17 protein-coding genes are annotated in these 17,797 nt (G+C 65.0%); 12 read left to right on the forward strand and 5 right to left on the reverse strand.

Annotated elements, in window-relative coordinates:
- Positions 1-15: 15 nt before the first annotated feature.
- A complete protein-coding gene (gene rph / locus LOY42_RS25900; protein ID WP_046857587.1) occupies positions 16-738 on the reverse strand; it encodes a ribonuclease PH in 723 nt (240 codons plus the stop codon).
- Between the two features lie 225 nt (positions 739-963).
- On the opposite strand from rph, the gene LOY42_RS25905 reads away from it, so the two are divergent.
- The gene (locus LOY42_RS25905) at positions 964-1,827 is read left to right on the forward strand and encodes a YicC/YloC family endoribonuclease (RefSeq protein ID WP_139674864.1); all 864 of its coding nucleotides are present in this window, start codon (positions 964-966) and stop codon (positions 1,825-1,827) included.
- 13 nt (positions 1,828-1,840) lie between these two features.
- Positions 1,841-2,497 (forward strand): guanylate kinase, encoded by a 657-nt coding sequence (gene gmk, locus LOY42_RS25910; RefSeq protein ID WP_139674862.1) that lies wholly within the window; start codon positions 1,841-1,843, stop codon positions 2,495-2,497.
- A gap of 131 nt (positions 2,498-2,628) precedes the next feature.
- On the opposite strand, the gene LOY42_RS25915 is transcribed toward gmk, so the two are convergent.
- From LOY42_RS25915 to LOY42_RS25925, 3 genes are all read right to left on the reverse strand, one after another.
- Positions 2,629-4,170: an APC family permease gene (locus tag LOY42_RS25915; protein ID WP_023631275.1), complete on the reverse strand. Its 1,542-nt coding sequence runs from the start codon at positions 4,168-4,170 to the stop codon at positions 2,629-2,631.
- Between the two features lie 112 nt (positions 4,171-4,282).
- A complete protein-coding gene (locus LOY42_RS25920; RefSeq protein WP_102684580.1) occupies positions 4,283-5,056 on the reverse strand; it encodes a gamma-glutamyl-gamma-aminobutyrate hydrolase family protein in 774 nt (257 codons plus the stop codon).
- 4 nt (positions 5,057-5,060) lie between these two features.
- Positions 5,061-6,443: a glutamine synthetase family protein gene (locus LOY42_RS25925; RefSeq protein ID WP_102684581.1), complete on the reverse strand. Its 1,383-nt coding sequence runs from the start codon at positions 6,441-6,443 to the stop codon at positions 5,061-5,063.
- 207 nt (positions 6,444-6,650) lie between these two features.
- Here LOY42_RS25925 and LOY42_RS25930 point away from each other — a divergent pair, with 207 nt between their 5' ends.
- From LOY42_RS25930 to LOY42_RS25950, 5 genes are all read left to right on the forward strand, one after another.
- Positions 6,651-7,526 (forward strand): LysR family transcriptional regulator, encoded by an 876-nt coding sequence (locus tag LOY42_RS25930; protein ID WP_102684582.1) that lies wholly within the window; start codon positions 6,651-6,653, stop codon positions 7,524-7,526.
- Between the two features lie 280 nt (positions 7,527-7,806).
- The gene (gene rpoZ, locus LOY42_RS25935) at positions 7,807-8,070 is read left to right on the forward strand and encodes a DNA-directed RNA polymerase subunit omega (protein WP_008091595.1); all 264 of its coding nucleotides are present in this window, start codon (positions 7,807-7,809) and stop codon (positions 8,068-8,070) included.
- 59 nt (positions 8,071-8,129) lie between these two features.
- On the forward strand, positions 8,130-10,238 hold the full coding sequence (gene spoT / locus LOY42_RS25940) for a bifunctional GTP diphosphokinase/guanosine-3',5'-bis pyrophosphate 3'-pyrophosphohydrolase (RefSeq protein WP_102684583.1): 2,109 nt from the start codon (positions 8,130-8,132) through the stop codon (positions 10,236-10,238).
- Positions 10,239-10,261: 23 nt separating this feature from the next.
- Positions 10,262-10,642 (forward strand): RidA family protein, encoded by a 381-nt coding sequence (locus LOY42_RS25945; RefSeq protein ID WP_028689951.1) that lies wholly within the window; start codon positions 10,262-10,264, stop codon positions 10,640-10,642.
- 54 nt (positions 10,643-10,696) lie between these two features.
- Positions 10,697-11,422, forward strand: a complete 726-nt coding sequence (locus LOY42_RS25950; RefSeq protein WP_258599646.1) for a hypothetical protein — start codon at positions 10,697-10,699, stop codon at positions 11,420-11,422.
- 46 nt (positions 11,423-11,468) lie between these two features.
- On the opposite strand, the gene LOY42_RS25955 is transcribed toward LOY42_RS25950, so the two are convergent.
- Positions 11,469-12,326 carry an SDR family oxidoreductase gene (locus LOY42_RS25955; protein ID WP_139674856.1) on the reverse strand — a complete coding sequence of 286 codons (858 nt, stop codon included), beginning with the start codon at positions 12,324-12,326 and terminating at the stop codon, positions 11,469-11,471.
- Between the two features lie 191 nt (positions 12,327-12,517).
- On the opposite strand from LOY42_RS25955, the gene exbB reads away from it, so the two are divergent.
- The 5 genes from exbB (at position 12,518) to recG (ending at position 17,771) form a co-directional block, all read left to right on the forward strand.
- Positions 12,518-13,504 (forward strand): tonB-system energizer ExbB, encoded by a 987-nt coding sequence (exbB, locus tag LOY42_RS25960; RefSeq protein WP_139674853.1) that lies wholly within the window; start codon positions 12,518-12,520, stop codon positions 13,502-13,504.
- 3 nt (positions 13,505-13,507) lie between these two features.
- Positions 13,508-13,936, forward strand: a complete 429-nt coding sequence (gene exbD, locus LOY42_RS25965; RefSeq protein WP_023632733.1) for a TonB system transport protein ExbD — start codon at positions 13,508-13,510, stop codon at positions 13,934-13,936.
- The gene (locus tag LOY42_RS25970) at positions 13,933-14,667 is read left to right on the forward strand and encodes an energy transducer TonB (protein ID WP_046857596.1); all 735 of its coding nucleotides are present in this window, start codon (positions 13,933-13,935) and stop codon (positions 14,665-14,667) included. Before exbD ends, LOY42_RS25970 begins: the two co-directional genes overlap by 4 nt.
- Positions 14,668-14,761: 94 nt before the next feature.
- Positions 14,762-15,688: a hydrogen peroxide-inducible genes activator gene (locus LOY42_RS25975; RefSeq protein ID WP_102684588.1), complete on the forward strand. Its 927-nt coding sequence runs from the start codon at positions 14,762-14,764 to the stop codon at positions 15,686-15,688.
- Positions 15,689-15,692: 4 nt separating this feature from the next.
- Positions 15,693-17,771 carry an ATP-dependent DNA helicase RecG gene (gene recG / locus LOY42_RS25980; RefSeq protein WP_139674850.1) on the forward strand — a complete coding sequence of 693 codons (2,079 nt, stop codon included), beginning with the start codon at positions 15,693-15,695 and terminating at the stop codon, positions 17,769-17,771.
- The last annotated feature ends 26 nt before the right edge of the window (positions 17,772-17,797 follow it).

The raw sequence follows: 17,797 nt of genomic DNA on the forward strand, positions 1-17,797 counted from the left end.
CTCCCTGGCGTCTGCTCAGTCGGCCAGCGCCGCTTTCTGCAGTTCGAAGATCTCGTCCATGCCCTTCTGCGCCAGCGCCAGCATGGCGTTGAAGTCGGCAGGCTGGAACGGCGCGCCCTCGGCGGTGCCCTGCACCTCGATGAAACCACCGGCGCTGGTCATGACCACGTTCAGGTCGGTCTCGGCGGCAGAGTCCTCGAGGTAGTCGAGGTCGAGCACGGCCTCGCCCTGGTACATGCCCACCGATACCGCGGCAATCATGTGCTTGAGCGGGTTGCCACCCTTGAGGCCGCCACGTTTCTTGATCACCGCCAGGGCGTCGCACAGGGCAACCATGGCGCCGGTGATCGAGGCAGTGCGGGTGCCGCCGTCGGCCTGGATCACGTCGCAGTCGACGTACAGGGTGATGTCGCCGAGCTTGCTCATGTCCAGCGCAGCGCGCAGGGAGCGGCCGATAAGGCGCTGGATCTCTAGGGTGCGGCCGCCTTGCTTGCCACGGCTGGCCTCGCGCTGGTTACGCTCGCCGGTGGAGCGCGGCAGCATGCCGTACTCGGCGGTCAGCCAACCTTGGCCCTGGCCTTTGAGGAAGCGGGGAACACCGTTCTCGACGCTGACCGTGCAGATGACCTTGGTGTCACCGAACTCGACCAGAACCGATCCTTCGGCGTGCTTGGTGTAGTTGCGGGTAATGCGGATCGAGCGGAGCTGATCGGCGGCGCGACCACTTGGACGTTTCATCTGGAATACCTGTACGGGGACATTTGAATCTGCCGAGCATTATAGAGCCCGACGCCCGGCGAAGGCACGCCTGTCGTCGCGCTTGCGCAGCCTGTCGTGTTTTCCGACAGGTTTCGGGGCGACCGTTAGCATGGCTGGATTGGGCGCCCACGCCGCACTGCGCTACAATCCTGCGCCTTGCAGCCGACAGGCTCTCCGTCCACCTGAATACGCGAGGTACTCCCCATGGTGCATAGCATGACCGCTTTTGCTCGTGTCGAGCGCGCTGGCAGCCAAGGCACCCTGGTCTGGGAGCTGCGCTCGGTCAACCACCGCTATCTCGAACCCCACCTGCGCCTGCCCGAGGCCCTGCGCGACCTCGAAGGCGCCGTACGCGAAGGCCTGCGCCAAGGCCTCTCGCGCGGCAAGGTCGAGTGCACCCTGCGTCTGAGCGAGGACAGCACCGGCAAGCCACTGCAGGTCGATCGCGAACGTGCCGCGCAACTGGTCGCCGCCGCCGAAACCGTCGCCAGCCTGATCAAGCAACCGGCACCGCTCAACCCGCTGGAAGTACTGGCCTGGCCGGGCGTGCTGGTGGCCGACGCCACCGATCCGCAAGCGCTCAACGCCGAGGCCATAGCGCTGTTCGACGAAGCCCTGACCGAACTCAAGGCCGGCCGCCAACGCGAAGGCGCCGAGCTGGCCCGCCTGATCAACGAACGTCTGGACAGCATGACCAGCGAAGTCGCCACCCTGCGCGCCCTGGTGCCGCAGATGCTCGCCGCACAGCGGCAGAAGGTCCTCGACCGCTTCAGCGACATGCAGGCCGAGCTCGACCCACAACGCCTGGAACAGGAGATGGTCCTGCTGGCGCAGAAAAGCGACGTCGCCGAAGAGCTGGACCGCCTCAGCACTCACGTCACCGAAGTACGCCGGGTACTCAAGTCGGGCGGCGCCGCCGGCCGGCGCCTGGACTTCCTGATGCAGGAGCTCAACCGCGAAGCCAACACCCTTGGCTCCAAGGCATTCGACCCACGCAGCACGCAGGCGGCAGTCAACCTGAAGGTGCTGATCGAACAGATGCGTGAACAAGTACAGAACATCGAGTAAGGCCACCCCTACCATGAACCACAGCAGCGGCACCCTCTACATCGTCTCGGCCCCGTCCGGCGCCGGCAAGACCAGCCTGGTCACTGAGCTGATCAGGCAAGACCCGCGTGTGAGCGTCTCGGTATCGCATACCACGCGCAAGATGCGCCCAGGCGAAAAGCATGGAACGAACTATCACTTCGTCAGCCATGACGAGTTCAAGACACTCATCGCCAAGAATGACTTCCTTGAGCATGCCGAGGTGTTCGGCAATTTCTACGGTACTTCCCGCAGCGCGATGCAGCAGACGCTGAACAAGGGAAAAGACCTGATACTGGAAATCGACTGGCAAGGAGCCCGTCAGGTACGCAAGCTAATGCCAAAAGCGCGCTCGATCTTCATCCTGCCACCGAGCCAGCAGGCCCTGCGCCAACGCTTGGACGGTCGCGGCCAGGACAGCGAAGAAATCATCGCCGGACGCATGAAGGAAGCGGTCAGCGAGATGGAGCATTACAACGAGTACGAGTACGTCATCATCAACGACAAGTTTGATGATGCACTCGAAGACCTCAAGGCGGTGTTCCGCTCGAACCGCGAAGATGGTGCGGATGCCGTGCAGCATGCCGAAAAGCTGAAGCTGGATAACCAGCAGCGAGTACACCGAGCACTACTCAAAGAGCTGATCGGCTGAAGATAGCCTGGGTCTCTATGAGGCCCATTCGCCGCGGTTCGTCGCCACGACAAGCCGGCTCCCACAAGGGTATGCAATCTCCTGTGGGAGCCGGCTTGCCGGCGATGGGCTGCAAAGCAGCCCCTTTTTCCTTACTCCTGCAGCTGCAACGTCGCCTGCTGACGCAGGGTAGCCCCCAGGAAGTACGCCGGCGCACGCAGCCGCGACAGCAGCATCAGCACGATGCCCAGCGCCGAAATGATCGCCGCGATCACGAATACCAGCCCCAGCCCCCCAACATGCGAGCCGCTGCCAAAGTCTGGCGAGGCGCTGTCGATCGCCGTGCGCAGGAAGATCACCGACAGGATCAGGCCACCCACCAGCGGGCACACGCCGCGCATGAAAAAGTGGCGCACGCTGTCGAACAGGCTGCGGCGGAAGTACCACACGCAGGCGAAGGCGGTCAGCGAATAGTAGAAGCAGATCATCATGCCCAGGGCGGTGATGGTGTCGGCCAGCACGTTCTCGCTGAGGGTACGCATGGTCACGTAGAACAGGCCTGCGGCAATACCGGCACAGATGGTCGCGTAGCGCGGCGTCTGCGAACGCGGGCAAACAGTGGCGAAGCGTTGCGGCACTGCACCGTAGTAACCCATGGCAAGCAGGGTGCGCGCCGGCGAGACGAAGGTCGATTGCAGCGAGGCGGCGGTGCTGGCCAGCACCGCGATCGACATCAGGATCGCCAGCGGTCCCATCACCGGCCCGGCCAGGTGGGCGAACACGTTCTCCTGGATGCGCGGATTGTTCAGGCCCAGGCCGTGCTCACTGATCCCGGCAAACTGCAGGGTGGCGATGGCGGTGAGCAGGTACAGGCCGAGAATCAGCAGCACGGTCCAGGTTGCCGCCTTGCCCGGCACTTCATCGCTGCCGATCGACTCTTCGCTGACGGTCAGGCACACGTCCCAGCCCCAGAAAATGAAAATCGACAACGACAGGCCGGCGGCAAAGGCCGAGAACGACTCGACACCGAACGGGTTGAACCAGGCCAGGTCGAACGCCAGCGGCGGCGGCGCAGTGGTCTCGCCGAACGCTGCGAAGGCGAAGCCGATCAGCACCAGCAACTGCAAGGCCACCAAGCCGTACTGCACCGTCATGGTGGTGGCCATGCCGCGACAGCAGATCCACACCGCCAGGGCGATGAACACGCAACAGGTGGTGACGTTGATCAACAGGTTGTCCGCCAACGCGGCCAGCTCCTGGTTGCCGGTGATCTGGGCCAGGAACAGGTAGAAGAAGTCCACCGCCACGCCTGCCAGGTTGGACAGCACGATGGTGGTGGCGACCACCAGCCCCCATCCGCCGATCCAGCCGATCATCGGGCCGAAGGCCCGGGCCGACCAGGTGAAAGACGTGCCGCTGTCGGGCTCCGCCGAGTTCAGCTCGCGGTAGCCCAGGGCGACCAGCAGCATCGGCAGGAAGCCGACGATGAACACCGCCGGCAGGTGGGCGCCGACTTCACGCACGGTCGGGCCGAGCGCGCCAGTCAGGGTGTAGACCGGCGCAATGGTGGAAATGCCCAGCACGACGCTGGCCAGCAGACCGAGGCGGCCCTTGGCCAGGCCCTTGCTGCGCTGGGTGTTGCCCGAGTCGGCCGCCACGTCGGGGGGGCGGCCGGCTTCTGTGTAATCGCTCATGAGTATTTGCCGTAACTATTGGAATTGTTTTCACAGGCCCGCCGTAGCGGGCCCGCTTCCACTCATTGAAAGCTCACTGCCGGGGTGGGTCATCCGAGACTACCGGGTGACGTCAGAGGATCTTCTGGCGCACACCCTCCCGTGCAGCATGGGCAATGCAGGCCTCGCGGAACGCCTCGAACAGGCGCAGCGAAACCGGGTTTTCGGCGAAACGCCATTCAGGGTGCCACTGCACGCCGAGTACAAAGCCCGGCGCATCAGGCATCGACACCGCTTCGATCAGGCCATCCGGGGCCCGTGCCTCGACGCGCAGGCCCGGGGCCAGGCGGTCGATGCCCTGGCTGTGCAGCGAGTTGACCTCGAACCGCGCAGCCAGGCCCAGGCGCTCGAGCACCCCACCCGGCTGTATGCCGACGGGGTGACGAGGGCCGTATTGCACCTCCAGGGGTGCGTCCTCAGGTTCGCGGTGGTCCAGGTAGCCGGGCAATTCCTGCACCCGCTGGTGCAGGCTGCCACCGAGGGCCACGTTCAGTTCCTGGAAGCCACGGCAGATGCAGAACACCGGCACACCCGCGGCAATGGCCGCCTGCAGCAGCGGCAAGGTCAGGCGGTCACGTGCAAGATCGTGCCGGGTGCCTTCCGCGCTGGGCGCGCCATTGTAATGATGCGGCTCGACATTTGAAGGCGAACCGGTAAAAAGAATGCCATCGAGCCTGGCCAGCAGCGTCTGCGTGTCGCTGCCGCCGTCACGGGCCGGCAGGATCAGCGGCAGCCCGGCAAAGCCCGCGGCCTCGACATACTTGTCGCCCACCGTGTGCGACGAGTTCTTCCCCACCTGCTGGCGGCAGGCGCTGACACCGATCAAGGGGACCGCAATTGCGCTCATGGGCTTACACCGTGTGCAGGTACCAGTTGTACTCGAGGTCGGAGATCGACACTTCGAACTCGGCCAGCTCGCTTTCCTTGCAGGCCACGAAGATGTCGATGTAGTCCGGGCTGATGTATTGGTTGAGGACTTCGCTGTCATCCAGCGCGCGCAGGGCATCACGCAGGTTGTTCGGCAGGCTCTGCTCCAGCTGCTCGTACGAGTTGCCTTCGATCGGCGCGTCCGGCTCGACCTTGTTGGTCAGGCCGTGGTGGATGCCGGCGAGGATCGCCGCGAGCATCAGGTACGGGTTGGCATCGGCGCCGGCCACGCGGTGCTCGATGCGCACGTTCTCGCTGCTGTCGGTCGGCACGCGGACAGCCACCGTGCGGTTGTCCAGGCCCCAGCTCGGCGCGTTGGGCACATAGAACTGTGCACCGAAGCGACGGTACGAGTTGATGTTCGGGCAGAGGAATGCCATCGATGCCGGCATGGTTTCCAGCACGCCACCAATGGCGTGGCGCAGGGCGTCGCTTTGCAGCGGGTCGGCATTGGCGAAGATGTTCTTGCCGGTTTTCTTGTCCAGCAACGAAATGTGTACGTGCAGGCCATTGCCCGCCTGGCCCGGATAGGGCTTGGCCATGAAGGTGGAGTCCATCTCATGGTCGTAGGCGACGTTCTTGATCAGGCGCTTGAGCAGGATCGCGTAGTCACAGGCCTTCAGCGGGTCGGCGACGTGGTGCAGGTTCACCTCGAACTGCGCCGGGGCGCTTTCCTTGACGATGGCGTCGGCCGGCAAGCCCTGCTCCTTGGCAGCTTCGAGCATGTCCTGCAGGCAGTCGGCGTATTCGTCGAGATCGTCGATCAGGTACACCTGGGTCGACTGCGGGCGCTTGCCTGAAATCGGCGAGCGCGGCGGCTGCGGGCGACCGTTGAGGTTGTCCTGGTCGATCAGGTAGAACTCCAGCTCGAACGCGGCGCAGATATCCAGGCCCAGGTCGTCGAACTTGCTCACCACCTGGCGCAGCACTTCCCGCGGGTCGGCGAAAAACGGCGCACCGTCCAGCTCATGCATGGTCATCAGCAACTGGGCGGTCGGGCGTTTCTGCCAGGGTTCGTCGCACAGCGTGCCGGCAATCGGGAAACAGATGCGGTCGGCGTCACCGATGTCCAGGCCCAGCCCGGTGCTTTCGACGGTCGAGCCGTTGATATCCAGGGCAAACAGCGACGCCGGCAGGTTGATGCCCTTCTCGTACACCTTGTGCAGGCTGGCGCGCTCGATGCGCTTGCCGCGCACCACGCCGTTCATGTCGGAGATCAGCAGGTCGACGTACTGGGTATCCGGATGGGCATCCAGGAATTCATTCATCTCGCGGGAAGAACTGGCGCACGGGGAGACCGACGTCATGGCTGTACATCCTTTGATTCGGAGCGGCGATGTGGGAACTGCGGATGACGCCTTGTAGGGCGACGATGGTGCTGCTGTTGTTCTTTTCACTGGCCCATCGTTGGGGGCTGGTTGCCGACCGGCTGCATTGATTCCCGGGGGCCGTTCCACTATAAAATGGCCAAAACGCAACAGACATTGGCATTTAGGCAAGCAGAGCGTGCACCGATGCAATATCAGATCAACCATGCGGACCTTTCCCTGGTCCTGGCACTGGAGCGCGGCCGCTCGCTGGCCAAGGCAGCCGAACTGCTCAAGGTCGACGTTTCGACGGTGTTCCGCTCGATCCGCCGGCTGGAGTCGGCGCTGGGCACCGCCTTGTTCGTCAAGAGCCGTAAAGGCTACCTGCCCACCGACACCGCCCAGGCCCTGGCCGAGCAGGCCGAGCGCGCCGAACAGGCACTGGATGCGGCGCGCATCGCCCTGACCAGCGGCGAACAGGTGGTCAGCGGCACCGTGCGCCTGACCTGCACCGAGGCCGTGCTGCACAGCCTGCTGCTGCCGGCGCTGGCCGAGTTCATGCCCAACTATCCTGCGTTGTCGCTGGAGATGGGCACCTCCAACACCTTCGCCAACCTCAGCCGTCGCGATGCCGACATCGCCTTGCGCCTGACCAACACGCCGCCTGAGCATCTTGTCGGGCGCTGCCTGGGCTCGACCTCCTACGTGGTCTGCGGCCAGCCGGCGCTGCGCGAGCGGCTGCAGGAGGCGCCCCTGAGTGTGCCCTGGATCGCCCCCGACGATTCCATGCAGGACCACGCCACCGTGGTCTGGCGCAACCAGCAGCATCCCGGCCTGATCCCGCGCTACCAGTGCAGCGGCATGTCGACCATCGCCCAACTGGTGACCACCGGCCTGGGCGTGGCGGCGCTGCCCGACTACATGGTCCACGACCTGCCCGGCGTCGAGGCGCTGAGCGGCCCGCTGCCCGGCTGCGACACCCAGTTGTGGCTGCTGACGCGGCCCGATTGCCGTGCCCTGCGCTCGGTGCAGACGTTGTTCGAAGAGCTGACCCCGCGCCTGCGCGACGCAATGTTGCGTTAACGCGCCAAGGACGGTTGTGCCGGCGATGGACAGCACGCTATTGTCGGGCATCGGCGGTTGGCTGCAGTTGCCTGGATCGGCCCTATCGCGGGGCAAGCCCGCTCCCACGTTGCCCGATTCGGGAACACATGCGTGGGAGCGGGCTTGCCCCGCGATACAGGCGCCACAGGTACACCCGACAAAACAGTCCTTCCCTATTGGCTGGTGATTTTTTAAACTATCGAGTCCGCCTGCCCATTCTGGGCTGCACGCCTAACCGCATTTGCTACTGAGGAAGACCATGGCCCGCGTAACTGTTGAAGACTGCCTGGAACACGTGGATAACCGCTTTGAGCTGGTCATGCTCTCGACCAAGCGCGCCCGCCAGCTGGCTACCGGCGGCAAAGAGCCACGCGTTGCGTGGGAAAACGACAAGCCTACCGTCGTCGCCCTGCGTGAAATCGCCGAAGGCATCGTCACGCCAGAGTTCATCGCCGCCGAAGAGATCGTCACCGAGGATCCGGTATTCGCCGCGTTCGAGGACGAGAACAACGAGGCCGTCTGATTGATGCCCAGTCGACACCGTGCGGCGCAAGGCCCTCTTCTACTGCAAGAGGTGAAACCATGCCGGGTATAGAAGCCCTCGCCGAACGGCTGTCGACCTATCTGGGCCCCGAACAGGTCAACTTGGTTCGTCGGGCCTACTTCTACGCCGAACAGGCCCACGATGGCCAGCGCCGCCGCAGCGGCGAGCCCTACGTGACCCATCCGCTGGCGGTCGCCAGCATCCTCGCCGACATGCACATGGACCATCAGAGCCTGATGGCGGCCATGCTGCACGACGTGATCGAAGACACCGGCATCGCCAAGGAAGCCTTGAGCCAGCAATTCGGCGAGACCGTCGCCGAACTGGTCGACGGGGTCAGCAAGCTGACCCAGATGAACTTCGAGACCAAGGCCGAGGCGCAGGCCGAGAACTTCCAGAAGATGGCCATGGCCATGGCCCGCGATATCCGCGTGATCCTGGTCAAGCTGGCCGACCGCCTGCACAACATGCGCACCCTGGAAGTGCTCTCCGGCGAGAAACGCCGACGCATCGCCAAGGAAACCCTCGAAATCTACGCCCCCATCGCCAACCGGCTGGGGATGCACACCGTGCGCGTGGAGTTCGAGGACCTCGGCTTCAAGGCCATGCACCCGATGCGCTCGTCGCTGATCCACCGGGCGGTGAAGGCCGCGCGCGGCAACCGCAAGGAAATCGTCGCCAAGATCGAGACCTCGCTGGCCAACTGCCTGGCCGCCGACGGTATCGAAGGCGAGGTCAGCGGCCGGCAGAAACACCTCTATGGCATCTACAAGAAGATGCGCGGCAAGCGCCGCGCCTTCACCGAGATCATGGACGTGTACGCCTTCCGCATCATCGTCGACAAGGTCGACACCTGCTACCGCGTGCTCGGCGCCGTGCACAACCTGTACAAGCCACTGCCGGGTCGCTTCAAGGACTACATCGCGATCCCCAAGGCCAACGGCTACCAGTCGTTGCACACCACGCTGTTCGGCATGCACGGGGTGCCCATCGAAATCCAGATCCGCACCCGCGAAATGGAAGAGATGGCCAACAATGGCATCGCCGCGCATTGGCTGTACAAGTCCAACGAGGAAGAGCAGCCAAAAGGCAGCCATGCCCGCGCCCGCCAATGGGTCAAAGGCATCCTCGAGCTGCAGCAGCGCGCCGGCAACTCGCTGGAATTCATCGAGAGCGTGAAGATCGACCTGTTCCCGGACGAGGTCTACGTCTTCACCCCCAAAGGCCGGATCATGGAGCTGCCCAAAGGCTCCACCGCGGTCGACTTCGCCTACGCGGTGCACACCGACGTCGGCAACAGCTGCATCGCCTGCCGCATCAATCGCCGCCTGGCGCCGCTGTCCGAGCCGTTGCAGAGCGGCTCCACCGTCGAGATCGTCAGCGCACCGGGCGCCCGGCCGAATCCGGCCTGGCTCAACTTCGTGGTCACCGGCAAGGCGCGCACGCACATCCGCCACGCTCTCAAACAGCAGCGCCGCTCCGAGTCCATCAGCCTTGGCGAGCGCCTGCTGAACAAGGTACTGACCGGCTTCGACAGCAGCCTGGAAAAGATTCCCCAGGAGCGTATCCAGTCGATCCTCACCGAGTATCGCCTGGAGCTGGTCGAGGACCTGCTCGAAGACATCGGCCTGGGCAACCGCATGGCCTACGTGGTCGCCCGACGCCTGTTGTCCGCCGAAGGCGAGCAGCTTCCGGCCCCGGAAGGCCCGCTGGCGATCCGCGGTACCGAGGGCCTGGTGCTCAGCTACGCCAAATGCTGCACGCCGATCCCGGGCGACCCGATCGTCGGCCACCTGTCGGCGGGCAAGGGCATGGTCGTGCACCTGGAAGACTGCCGTAACATCAGTGAAGTCCGCCATAACCCGGAGAAGTGCCTGCAGCTCTCCTGGGCCAAGGACATCACCGGCGAGTTCAACGTCGAGCTGCGCGTCGAGCTGGAACACCAGCGCGGCCTGATCGCCCTGCTGGCCAGCAGCGTCAATGCCGCCGACGGCAACATCGAGAAAATCAGCATGGACGAACGCGACGGCCGTATCAGCGTGGTCCAACTGGTGGTCAGCGTGCACGACCGCGTGCACCTGGCCCGTGTGATCAAGAAGCTGCGCACCTTGACCGGCGTGGTCCGCATCACCCGGATGCGTGCGTAGTCCGCCAACCGCAAGGAGTCATCATGAGCAAGACCGTCATCACCAGCGATAAAGCCCCTGCCGCCATCGGCACCTACTCGCAAGCGATCAAGGCTGGCAACACCGTGTACATGTCGGGTCAGATCCCGCTCGACCCGAAGACCATGGAGCTGGTCGAAGGCTTCGAAGCCCAGACCGTCCAGGTGTTCGAGAACCTGAAGTCGGTGGCTGAAGCTGCTGGCGGTTCGTTCAAGGACATCGTCAAGCTGAACATCTTCCTCACCGACCTGAGCCACTTCGCCAAGGTCAACGAGATCATGGGCCGTTACTTCGAACAGCCTTACCCGGCCCGCGCCGCCATCGGCGTGGCCGCGCTGCCGAAGGGTGCCCAGGTCGAGATGGACGCCATCCTGGTCCTCGAGTAATACCCCGGTGACGGGCCAAGGCCCGTCACCCCCTCCTGCCTCAAGGTTTTCACCATGCGCCACGCATTGCCTCTCACGCTGGCAGCCCTGCTCCTGGGCGGCTGCGCCAGCCACAAGCCTGAAGATTTCAACGGCACCTGGATCAACCAGGCCGCCATCGATGCCGCCAGCAAAGGCACCAGCCTGCGCCAGGCCCTGGATGCCAAGGGCCCGGTGTTCGAGTGGAAGATCGACGTCAAGAACCAGCAGGCCAGCTTCAGCAATGGCTTCGAGGCCGCCGACGGGCGCCTGAGCGCCAACGAGAAGGACTGGCAGGTCACCTTCGAAGGCGACCTGACCGAACAGCTCAAGCTCGATGGCGACGAACTCGTGGCGATCGACCCCTCCGGCCATGAGCAGACCTTCGTGCGCAGCAAGGCGGCAGAAGGCGCTGCACTGGGCGGCAGCTTCGAGAAGGCGCTGTACCAGCAATACCTGGGCGGCGACTGGAAGATCGTCGAGGGCCAGGGCAAGGGCGCGGTGGTGCGCTTCAGCGATACCGGCAACGTCACCGGCCTGCCCGGCCCGGACCGCTTTGCCCTGTGCCTGGCGGGTGACTGCGCGACCATGGGCGATGGCAACGACAGCCTGTGGCTGGAGCGCAACCAGCGTGGCGCCCCGTGGATCTTCAAGCGCGATGGCGACACCCTGGAGATCTTCCAGGCAGTCAACCGCGCCCAGCCGGATGAGATGCCGCAACTGACTGCCGGCGCCCGGCAGTGGGTGCTGGAAAAGGATTAGCCATCAGCGCGGCGACCCGACTGGCCCCGCGATGGGGCCGGCTCTCTCAACCACGCCCTTGGAGAATGGCCGCATAGCCTTCTTTATAGCTCGGATACTGCGGCACCCATCCTAGCGCCCGCGCCCGCGCATTGCTGCAACGCTTGCTGCCGGTACGCCGCACCCGCTGCTGGTCCGACCACTCGGTGACCCCCAGGTACTCGCGCAGCCAGCCCACCACGTCAGCCAGCGCTGCCGGGTCGTCATCGACACCGATATAGCAGTCGTCCAGCACCACGCCCCGGGCATCGGCCTGCAGCAGGTGCGCCAGCAAACCAGCGGCATCCTCGGCGTGAATCCGGTTGCCGTACAATGGCGGCTCCTCGGCCACTCGGTAGCCTTGGCGTACCTGACTCAGCAACCACTCACGTCCCGGCCCATAGATGCCGGTCAGGCGCACGATGCTGGCGGGGATGCCACTGCCCAGCGCCAGGCGCTCCGCCGCGAGCATCACCTTGCCCGAATACCCCTCGGGCGCGGTGGCTGCGGTCTCGTCGATCCATTCGCCATCCTGTTGTGCATAGACACTGCTGCTGGAAACGAACAGCAGGCGACGCGGCCGCTGACCCTTGCTCTCAAGCCAGCCAAGCACATGGCGCAAACCGTCGACATAGGCGGCCTGGTAGCCCGCTTCGTCATGCTGGCTGGCCGCCACGCAGTACACCAGGTAGTCCGGCGCGCGCGCGGGCCACGCTTCTGGCAGGCGCGGGTTCGCCAGATCGGCGGCAACGGGCCGCACCCCTTCGGGCAGGTCCCGCACCGACCGGCGCAGGCCATCGACCTGCCACCCATGGGCGAGCAACTGGCGGGCCAGACGGCCTCCCACATCGCCGCAGCCGACGATCAACGCACTCAGGTCCGACATCATGAAACTCCAAATCCAAAGGTTCACGCTAACCGGATTTAGCGATCAGCGGCTAGACAAAGGTTAAAAAAAGCGCTCTCCATTCTTTTGTTAACAAGAATTACTTGCAATAATGGCGGCCCTGTCTGTTCTCGGCCTGCTTCGAGGCCTTGAAGAACTCAACCCATTTCTCTTCATCAGGTCCGGCCAGCATGACACGTACTCAACCTTCCGCTTCGCCAACCCCGTCGCGCGCCTGGCGCGCCATTACCGCGCTGATGTTCAGCCTGGTACTGGCCCCCGTGGCCATGGCCGATGAGCCCGCCGCCACTGCCGCCGCACCGGCAGCCGCCAGCGCCCCGGCCGCGCCAGCCGCCGAAGGCCAGGCACCGGTAGCCGCACCAACCGACGCGCCTGCCGACGCCAACGCCCCAGTGGATGGCCAGGCACCGGCCGACGAGAACGTGCAGGCGATGGTCGAAGACACCTCGCTGGGCATGGCCCACGACCTGTCCCCATGGGGCATGTACAAGAACGCCGACGTGGTGGTGAAGGCCGTGATGATCGGCCTGGCCATCGCCTCGATCATCACCTGGACCATCTGGATCGCCAAAGGCTTCGAGCTGATGGGCGCCAAACGCCGCCTGCGTGGCGAGATCGCCGCCCTGAAACGCTCGGTGAGCCTGAAAGAAGCCAGCGAGGTGTCGAACAAGGAAGGCACACTGGCCCACACCCTGGTGCATGACGCCCTCGAAGAAATGCGCCTGTCGGCCAACGCCCGCGAGAAGGAAGGCATCAAGGAACGCGTGAGCTTCCGCCTGGAGCGCCTGGTGGCCGCCAGCGGTCGCACCATGAGCAGCGGCACCGGCGTGCTGGCCACCATCGGTTCCACCGCCCCGTTCGTCGGTCTGTTCGGCACCGTGTGGGGCATCATGAACAGCTTCATCGGCATCGCCAAGACCCAGACCACCAACCTCGCCGTGGTCGCCCCAGGCATCGCCGAAGCCCTGCTGGCTACCGCGCTGGGCCTGGTCGCCGCGATCCCGGCCGTGGTCATCTACAACGTCTTCGCCCGCTCCATCGCCGGCTACAAGGCACAGGTGTCCGACGCCTCCGCCCAAGTCCTGCTGCTGGTCAGCCGCGATCTGGACCACCAGGGTGGCGAACGCGCCGCCCCGCACATGGTGAAAGTGGGGTAAGCCATGGGCCTGCATCTCAACGAAGGTGGCGACGACCTCGCCGAGAACCACGAAATCAACGTCACGCCGTTCATCGACGTGATGCTGGTGCTGCTGATCATCTTCATGGTTGCCGCGCCCCTGGCCACGGTCGATATCAAGGTCGACCTGCCCGCCTCTACCGCCAAGCCCGCGCCGCGGCCCGAGAAGCCGGTGTTCGTCAGCGTCAAGGCCGACAAGAAGCTCTACCTGGGCGACGACGAGGTGGCCCAGCGCGACCAGCTTGGCGCGATGCTCGACGCCAAGACCAAGGGCGACAAGGAAACCACCATCTTCTTCCAGGCTGACAAGGGCGTCGATTACGGCGACCTGATGGAAGTGATGAACACCATGCGTGCCGCTGGCTACCTCAAGGTCGGCCTGGTCGGACTCGAGACGGCAGCCAAGAAATGACGAAAACGCGCTCAAACATGGCGCGCTACGGTGGCAGCCTGGCGATCGTGCTGGGTGTGCACGCGGTCGCTGTGCTGCTGACGCTCAACTGGTCGGTGCCCCAGGCCCTCGAGTTGCCGCCGGCAGCGATGATGGTCGAGCTGGCACCGCTGCCAGAGCCTGCGCCACCGCCACCGCCCAAGGCCGCCCCGAAACCGCCGACGCCGATCGAGGAGCCGCCGCTGCCCAAGCTGGCAGAGGCGCCAAAGCCGAAGATCGCCATCCCCAAGCCGCCCAAGCCCAAGGCCAAGCCACAGCCGCCCAAGCCCGAGAAGAAGCTTGAGCCGCCGAAAGACGAGCCACCGGCCAAGGACGACGTCGCGGATACGCCGCCGAGCAACACGCCACCGCAGAAGTCGGCGGCGCCGCAGCCCAGCATCGCGTCCAACAGTAATGCCCTGCCGAGCTGGCAGAGCGACCTGCTGCGCCACCTGGCCAAGTACAAGAAGTACCCCGAGGACGCTCGCCGCCGTGGATTGCAGGGCATCAACCGCCTGCGTTTCGTGGTCGACGCCGAAGGCAAGGTAGTGTCGTACACGCTGGCCGGTGGTTCGGGCAGCGCGGCGCTGGACCGGGCCACGCTGGAGATGATCCGCCGTGCCGGTACGGTACCCAAGCCTCCGGCGGAGTTGCTGAACAATGGCACGATCGAAGTGGTTGCGCCGTTCGTGTACTCGCTGGACCGACGCTGACGTTTTTGTTTCTGTCACAAAACGGCAAGTCTGATAACGTGCGTCTATCGATTGCAGCCGCTATGCTGGGGCCGCAACTTCATGGACGCACGTTATGACCCTCACCGAACTTCGCTACATCGTTACCCTCGCGCAGGAGCAGCACTTCGGCCACGCGGCCGAGCGTTGCCACGTCAGCCAACCGACCCTGTCGGTGGGCGTGAAGAAGCTCGAGGACGAACTCGGCGTGCTGATCTTCGAGCGCAGCAAGAGCGCGGTGCGCCTCACGCCGGTCGGCGAGAGCATCGTCGCCCAGGCGCAGAAGGTACTGGAGCAGGCTCAGGGCATCCGCGAGCTCGCCCAGGCCGGCAAGAACCAGCTGACCGCCCCGCTCAAGGTCGGCGCCATCTACACCGTCGGCCCCTATCTCTTCCCGCACCTGATCCCGCAACTGCACCGCGTGGCGCCGCAGATGCCGTTGTACATCGAAGAGAACTTCACCCATGTGCTGCGCGAAAAGCTGCGCAACGGCGAACTGGACGCGGTGATCATCGCCCTGCCGTTCAACGAGGCCGACGTGCTGACCCTGCCGCTGTACGACGAACCGTTCTGTGCGCTGATGCCGGCCGACCATCCCTGGACCGCCAAGGACACCATCGACACCGCCATGCTCAACGACAAGAGCCTGCTGCTGCTGGGCGAGGGGCATTGTTTCCGCGACCAGGTGCTCGAAGCCTGCCCGACACTGAACAAGGGCGGCGAAGCCTCCAAGCACACCACGGTCGAGTCCAGCTCACTGGAAACCATCCGCCACATGGTCGCCTCCGGCCTGGGCGTCTCGATCCTGCCGCTGTCGGCCGTACACAGCCATCACTATGCACCGGGCGTCATCGAAGTTCGCCCGCTGACCGCGCCCGCACCGTTCCGCACCGTGGCCATCGCCTGGCGCGCCAGCTTCCCGCGGCCGAAGGCCATCGAGATCCTCGCCGACTCGATCCGCCTCTGCTCGGTGGCCAAGCCGCCCGTGGAACAACCGGCCTGAACCCATGACCGAGCTGTCGAACGTCCCCGTCACCACGCTCAAGGGTGTTGGTGAAGCCATGGCAGAGAAACTCGCCAAGGTCGGTCTGGAGAACCTGCAGGACCTGCTGTTCCACCTGCCGTTGCGCTATCAGGACCGAACCCGCGTAGTCCCCATCGGCCAACTGCGTCCCGGCCAGGACGCGGTGATCGAGGGCGTGGTCAGCGGGGCTGACGTGACCATGGGCAAGCGCCGCAGTCTGGTGGTGCGCCTGGGCGATGGCAGCGGCACGCTAAGCCTGCGCTTCTACCATTTCAGCAATGCGCAGAAGGAGGGCCTCAAGCGTGGCACCCACCTGCGTTGCTATGGCGAAGCACGTCCGGGCGCCTCGGGCCTGGAAATCTACCACCCCGAATACCGTGCGCTGAACGGCGAAGAAGCGCCACCGCCGGTCGAACAGACGCTGACGCCGATCTACCCGACCACCGAAGGCCTCACCCAACAACGCCTGCGTCTGCTCTGCCAGCAGAGCCTGGGCCTGCTCGGCCCGCGCAGCCTGCCCGACTGGCTGCCCGACCAACTGGCCCGCGACTACCAATTGGCGCCGTTGAGCGATGCCATCCGCTACCTGCACAACCCGCCTGCCGACGCCGACCTCGACGAACTTGCCGAGGGCCATCACTGGGCCCAGCACCGCCTGGCCTTCGAGGAGCTGCTGACCCATCAGCTCTCCCAGCAGCGCCTGCGTGAGAGCCAGCGCAGCCTGCGTGCGCCGGTATTGCCCAGGGCTACCCGCCTGCCAGCGCAATACCTGGCCAACCTCGGCTTCAACCCGACAGGTGCCCAGCAGCGCGTCGGCAACGAGATCGCCTACGACCTCAGCCAACCCGAACCGATGATGCGCCTGGTACAGGGTGACGTGGGCGCCGGCAAGACCGTGGTCGCCGCCCTCGCGGCTCTGCAGGCCCTGGAGGCTGGCTACCAGGTGGCGCTGATGGCCCCCACCGAGATCCTCGCCGAGCAGCATTTCATCACCTTCAAACGCTGGCTCGAGCCGCTGGGTATCGAAGTCGCCTGGCTGGCCGGCAAGCTCAAGGGCAAGGCCCGCGCCAGCGCCCTGGAGCAGATCGCCAATGGCGCGCCCATGGTGGTCGGTACCCACGCGCTGTTCCAGGACGAGGTGCAGTTCAAGCACCTGGCCCTGGCGATCATCGACGAACAACACCGTTTCGGCGTGCAGCAGCGCCTGGCCCTGCGCAAGAAGGGCGTCATGGGCCAGCTGTGCCCGCACCAGCTGATCATGACCGCCACGCCGATCCCCCGCACCCTGGCCATGAGCGCCTACGCCGACCTGGACACCTCGGTCCTCGACGAGCTGCCCCCCGGGCGTACCCCGGTGAATACCGTGCTGGTCGCCGACAGCCGCCGTTTCGAAGTGGTCGAGCGAGTCCGCGCCGCTTGTGCCGAAGGGCGCCAGGCCTACTGGGTGTGCACCCTGATCGAGGAATCCGAGGAACTGACCTGCCAGGCGGCCGAGAGCACTTTCGAAGAGCTGGGCAGCGCCCTGGGCGAGCTGCGCGTGGGCCTTATCCACGGGCGCATGAAGCCTGCGGAAAAAGCGACGGTGATGGCCGAGTTCAAGGCCGGGGAGCTGCAACTGCTGGTCGCCACCACGGTGATCGAGGTCGGTGTCGACGTGCCCAATGCCAGCCTGATGATTATCGAGAACCCCGAGCGCCTGGGCCTGGCGCAGTTGCACCAGCTGCGCGGCCGGGTCGGCCGGGGCAGCGCGGCAAGCCACTGCGTGCTGCTCTATCACCCGCCACTTTCGCAGATCGGCCGCGAACGCCTGGGCATCATGCGCGAAACCAACGATGGTTTCGTCATTGCAGAGAAGGATCTGGAGCTGCGCGGCCCCGGTGAAATGCTCGGGACTCGCCAGACCGGCCTGCTACAGTTCAAGGTCGCCGACCTGATGCGCGACGCCGACCTGTTGCCGGCCGTACGCGACGCCGCCCAGGCCCTGCTGGCACGCTGGCCCGACCACGTCAGCCCGCTACTCGACCGCTGGTTGCGCCACGGCCAACAATATGGCCAGGTGTGACGCCCGTCCCATAATGGATCCAGCTT

It is taken from the genome of Pseudomonas sp. B21-023 (genome assembly GCF_024749165.1).
Classification (GTDB): domain Bacteria; phylum Pseudomonadota; class Gammaproteobacteria; order Pseudomonadales; family Pseudomonadaceae; genus Aquipseudomonas.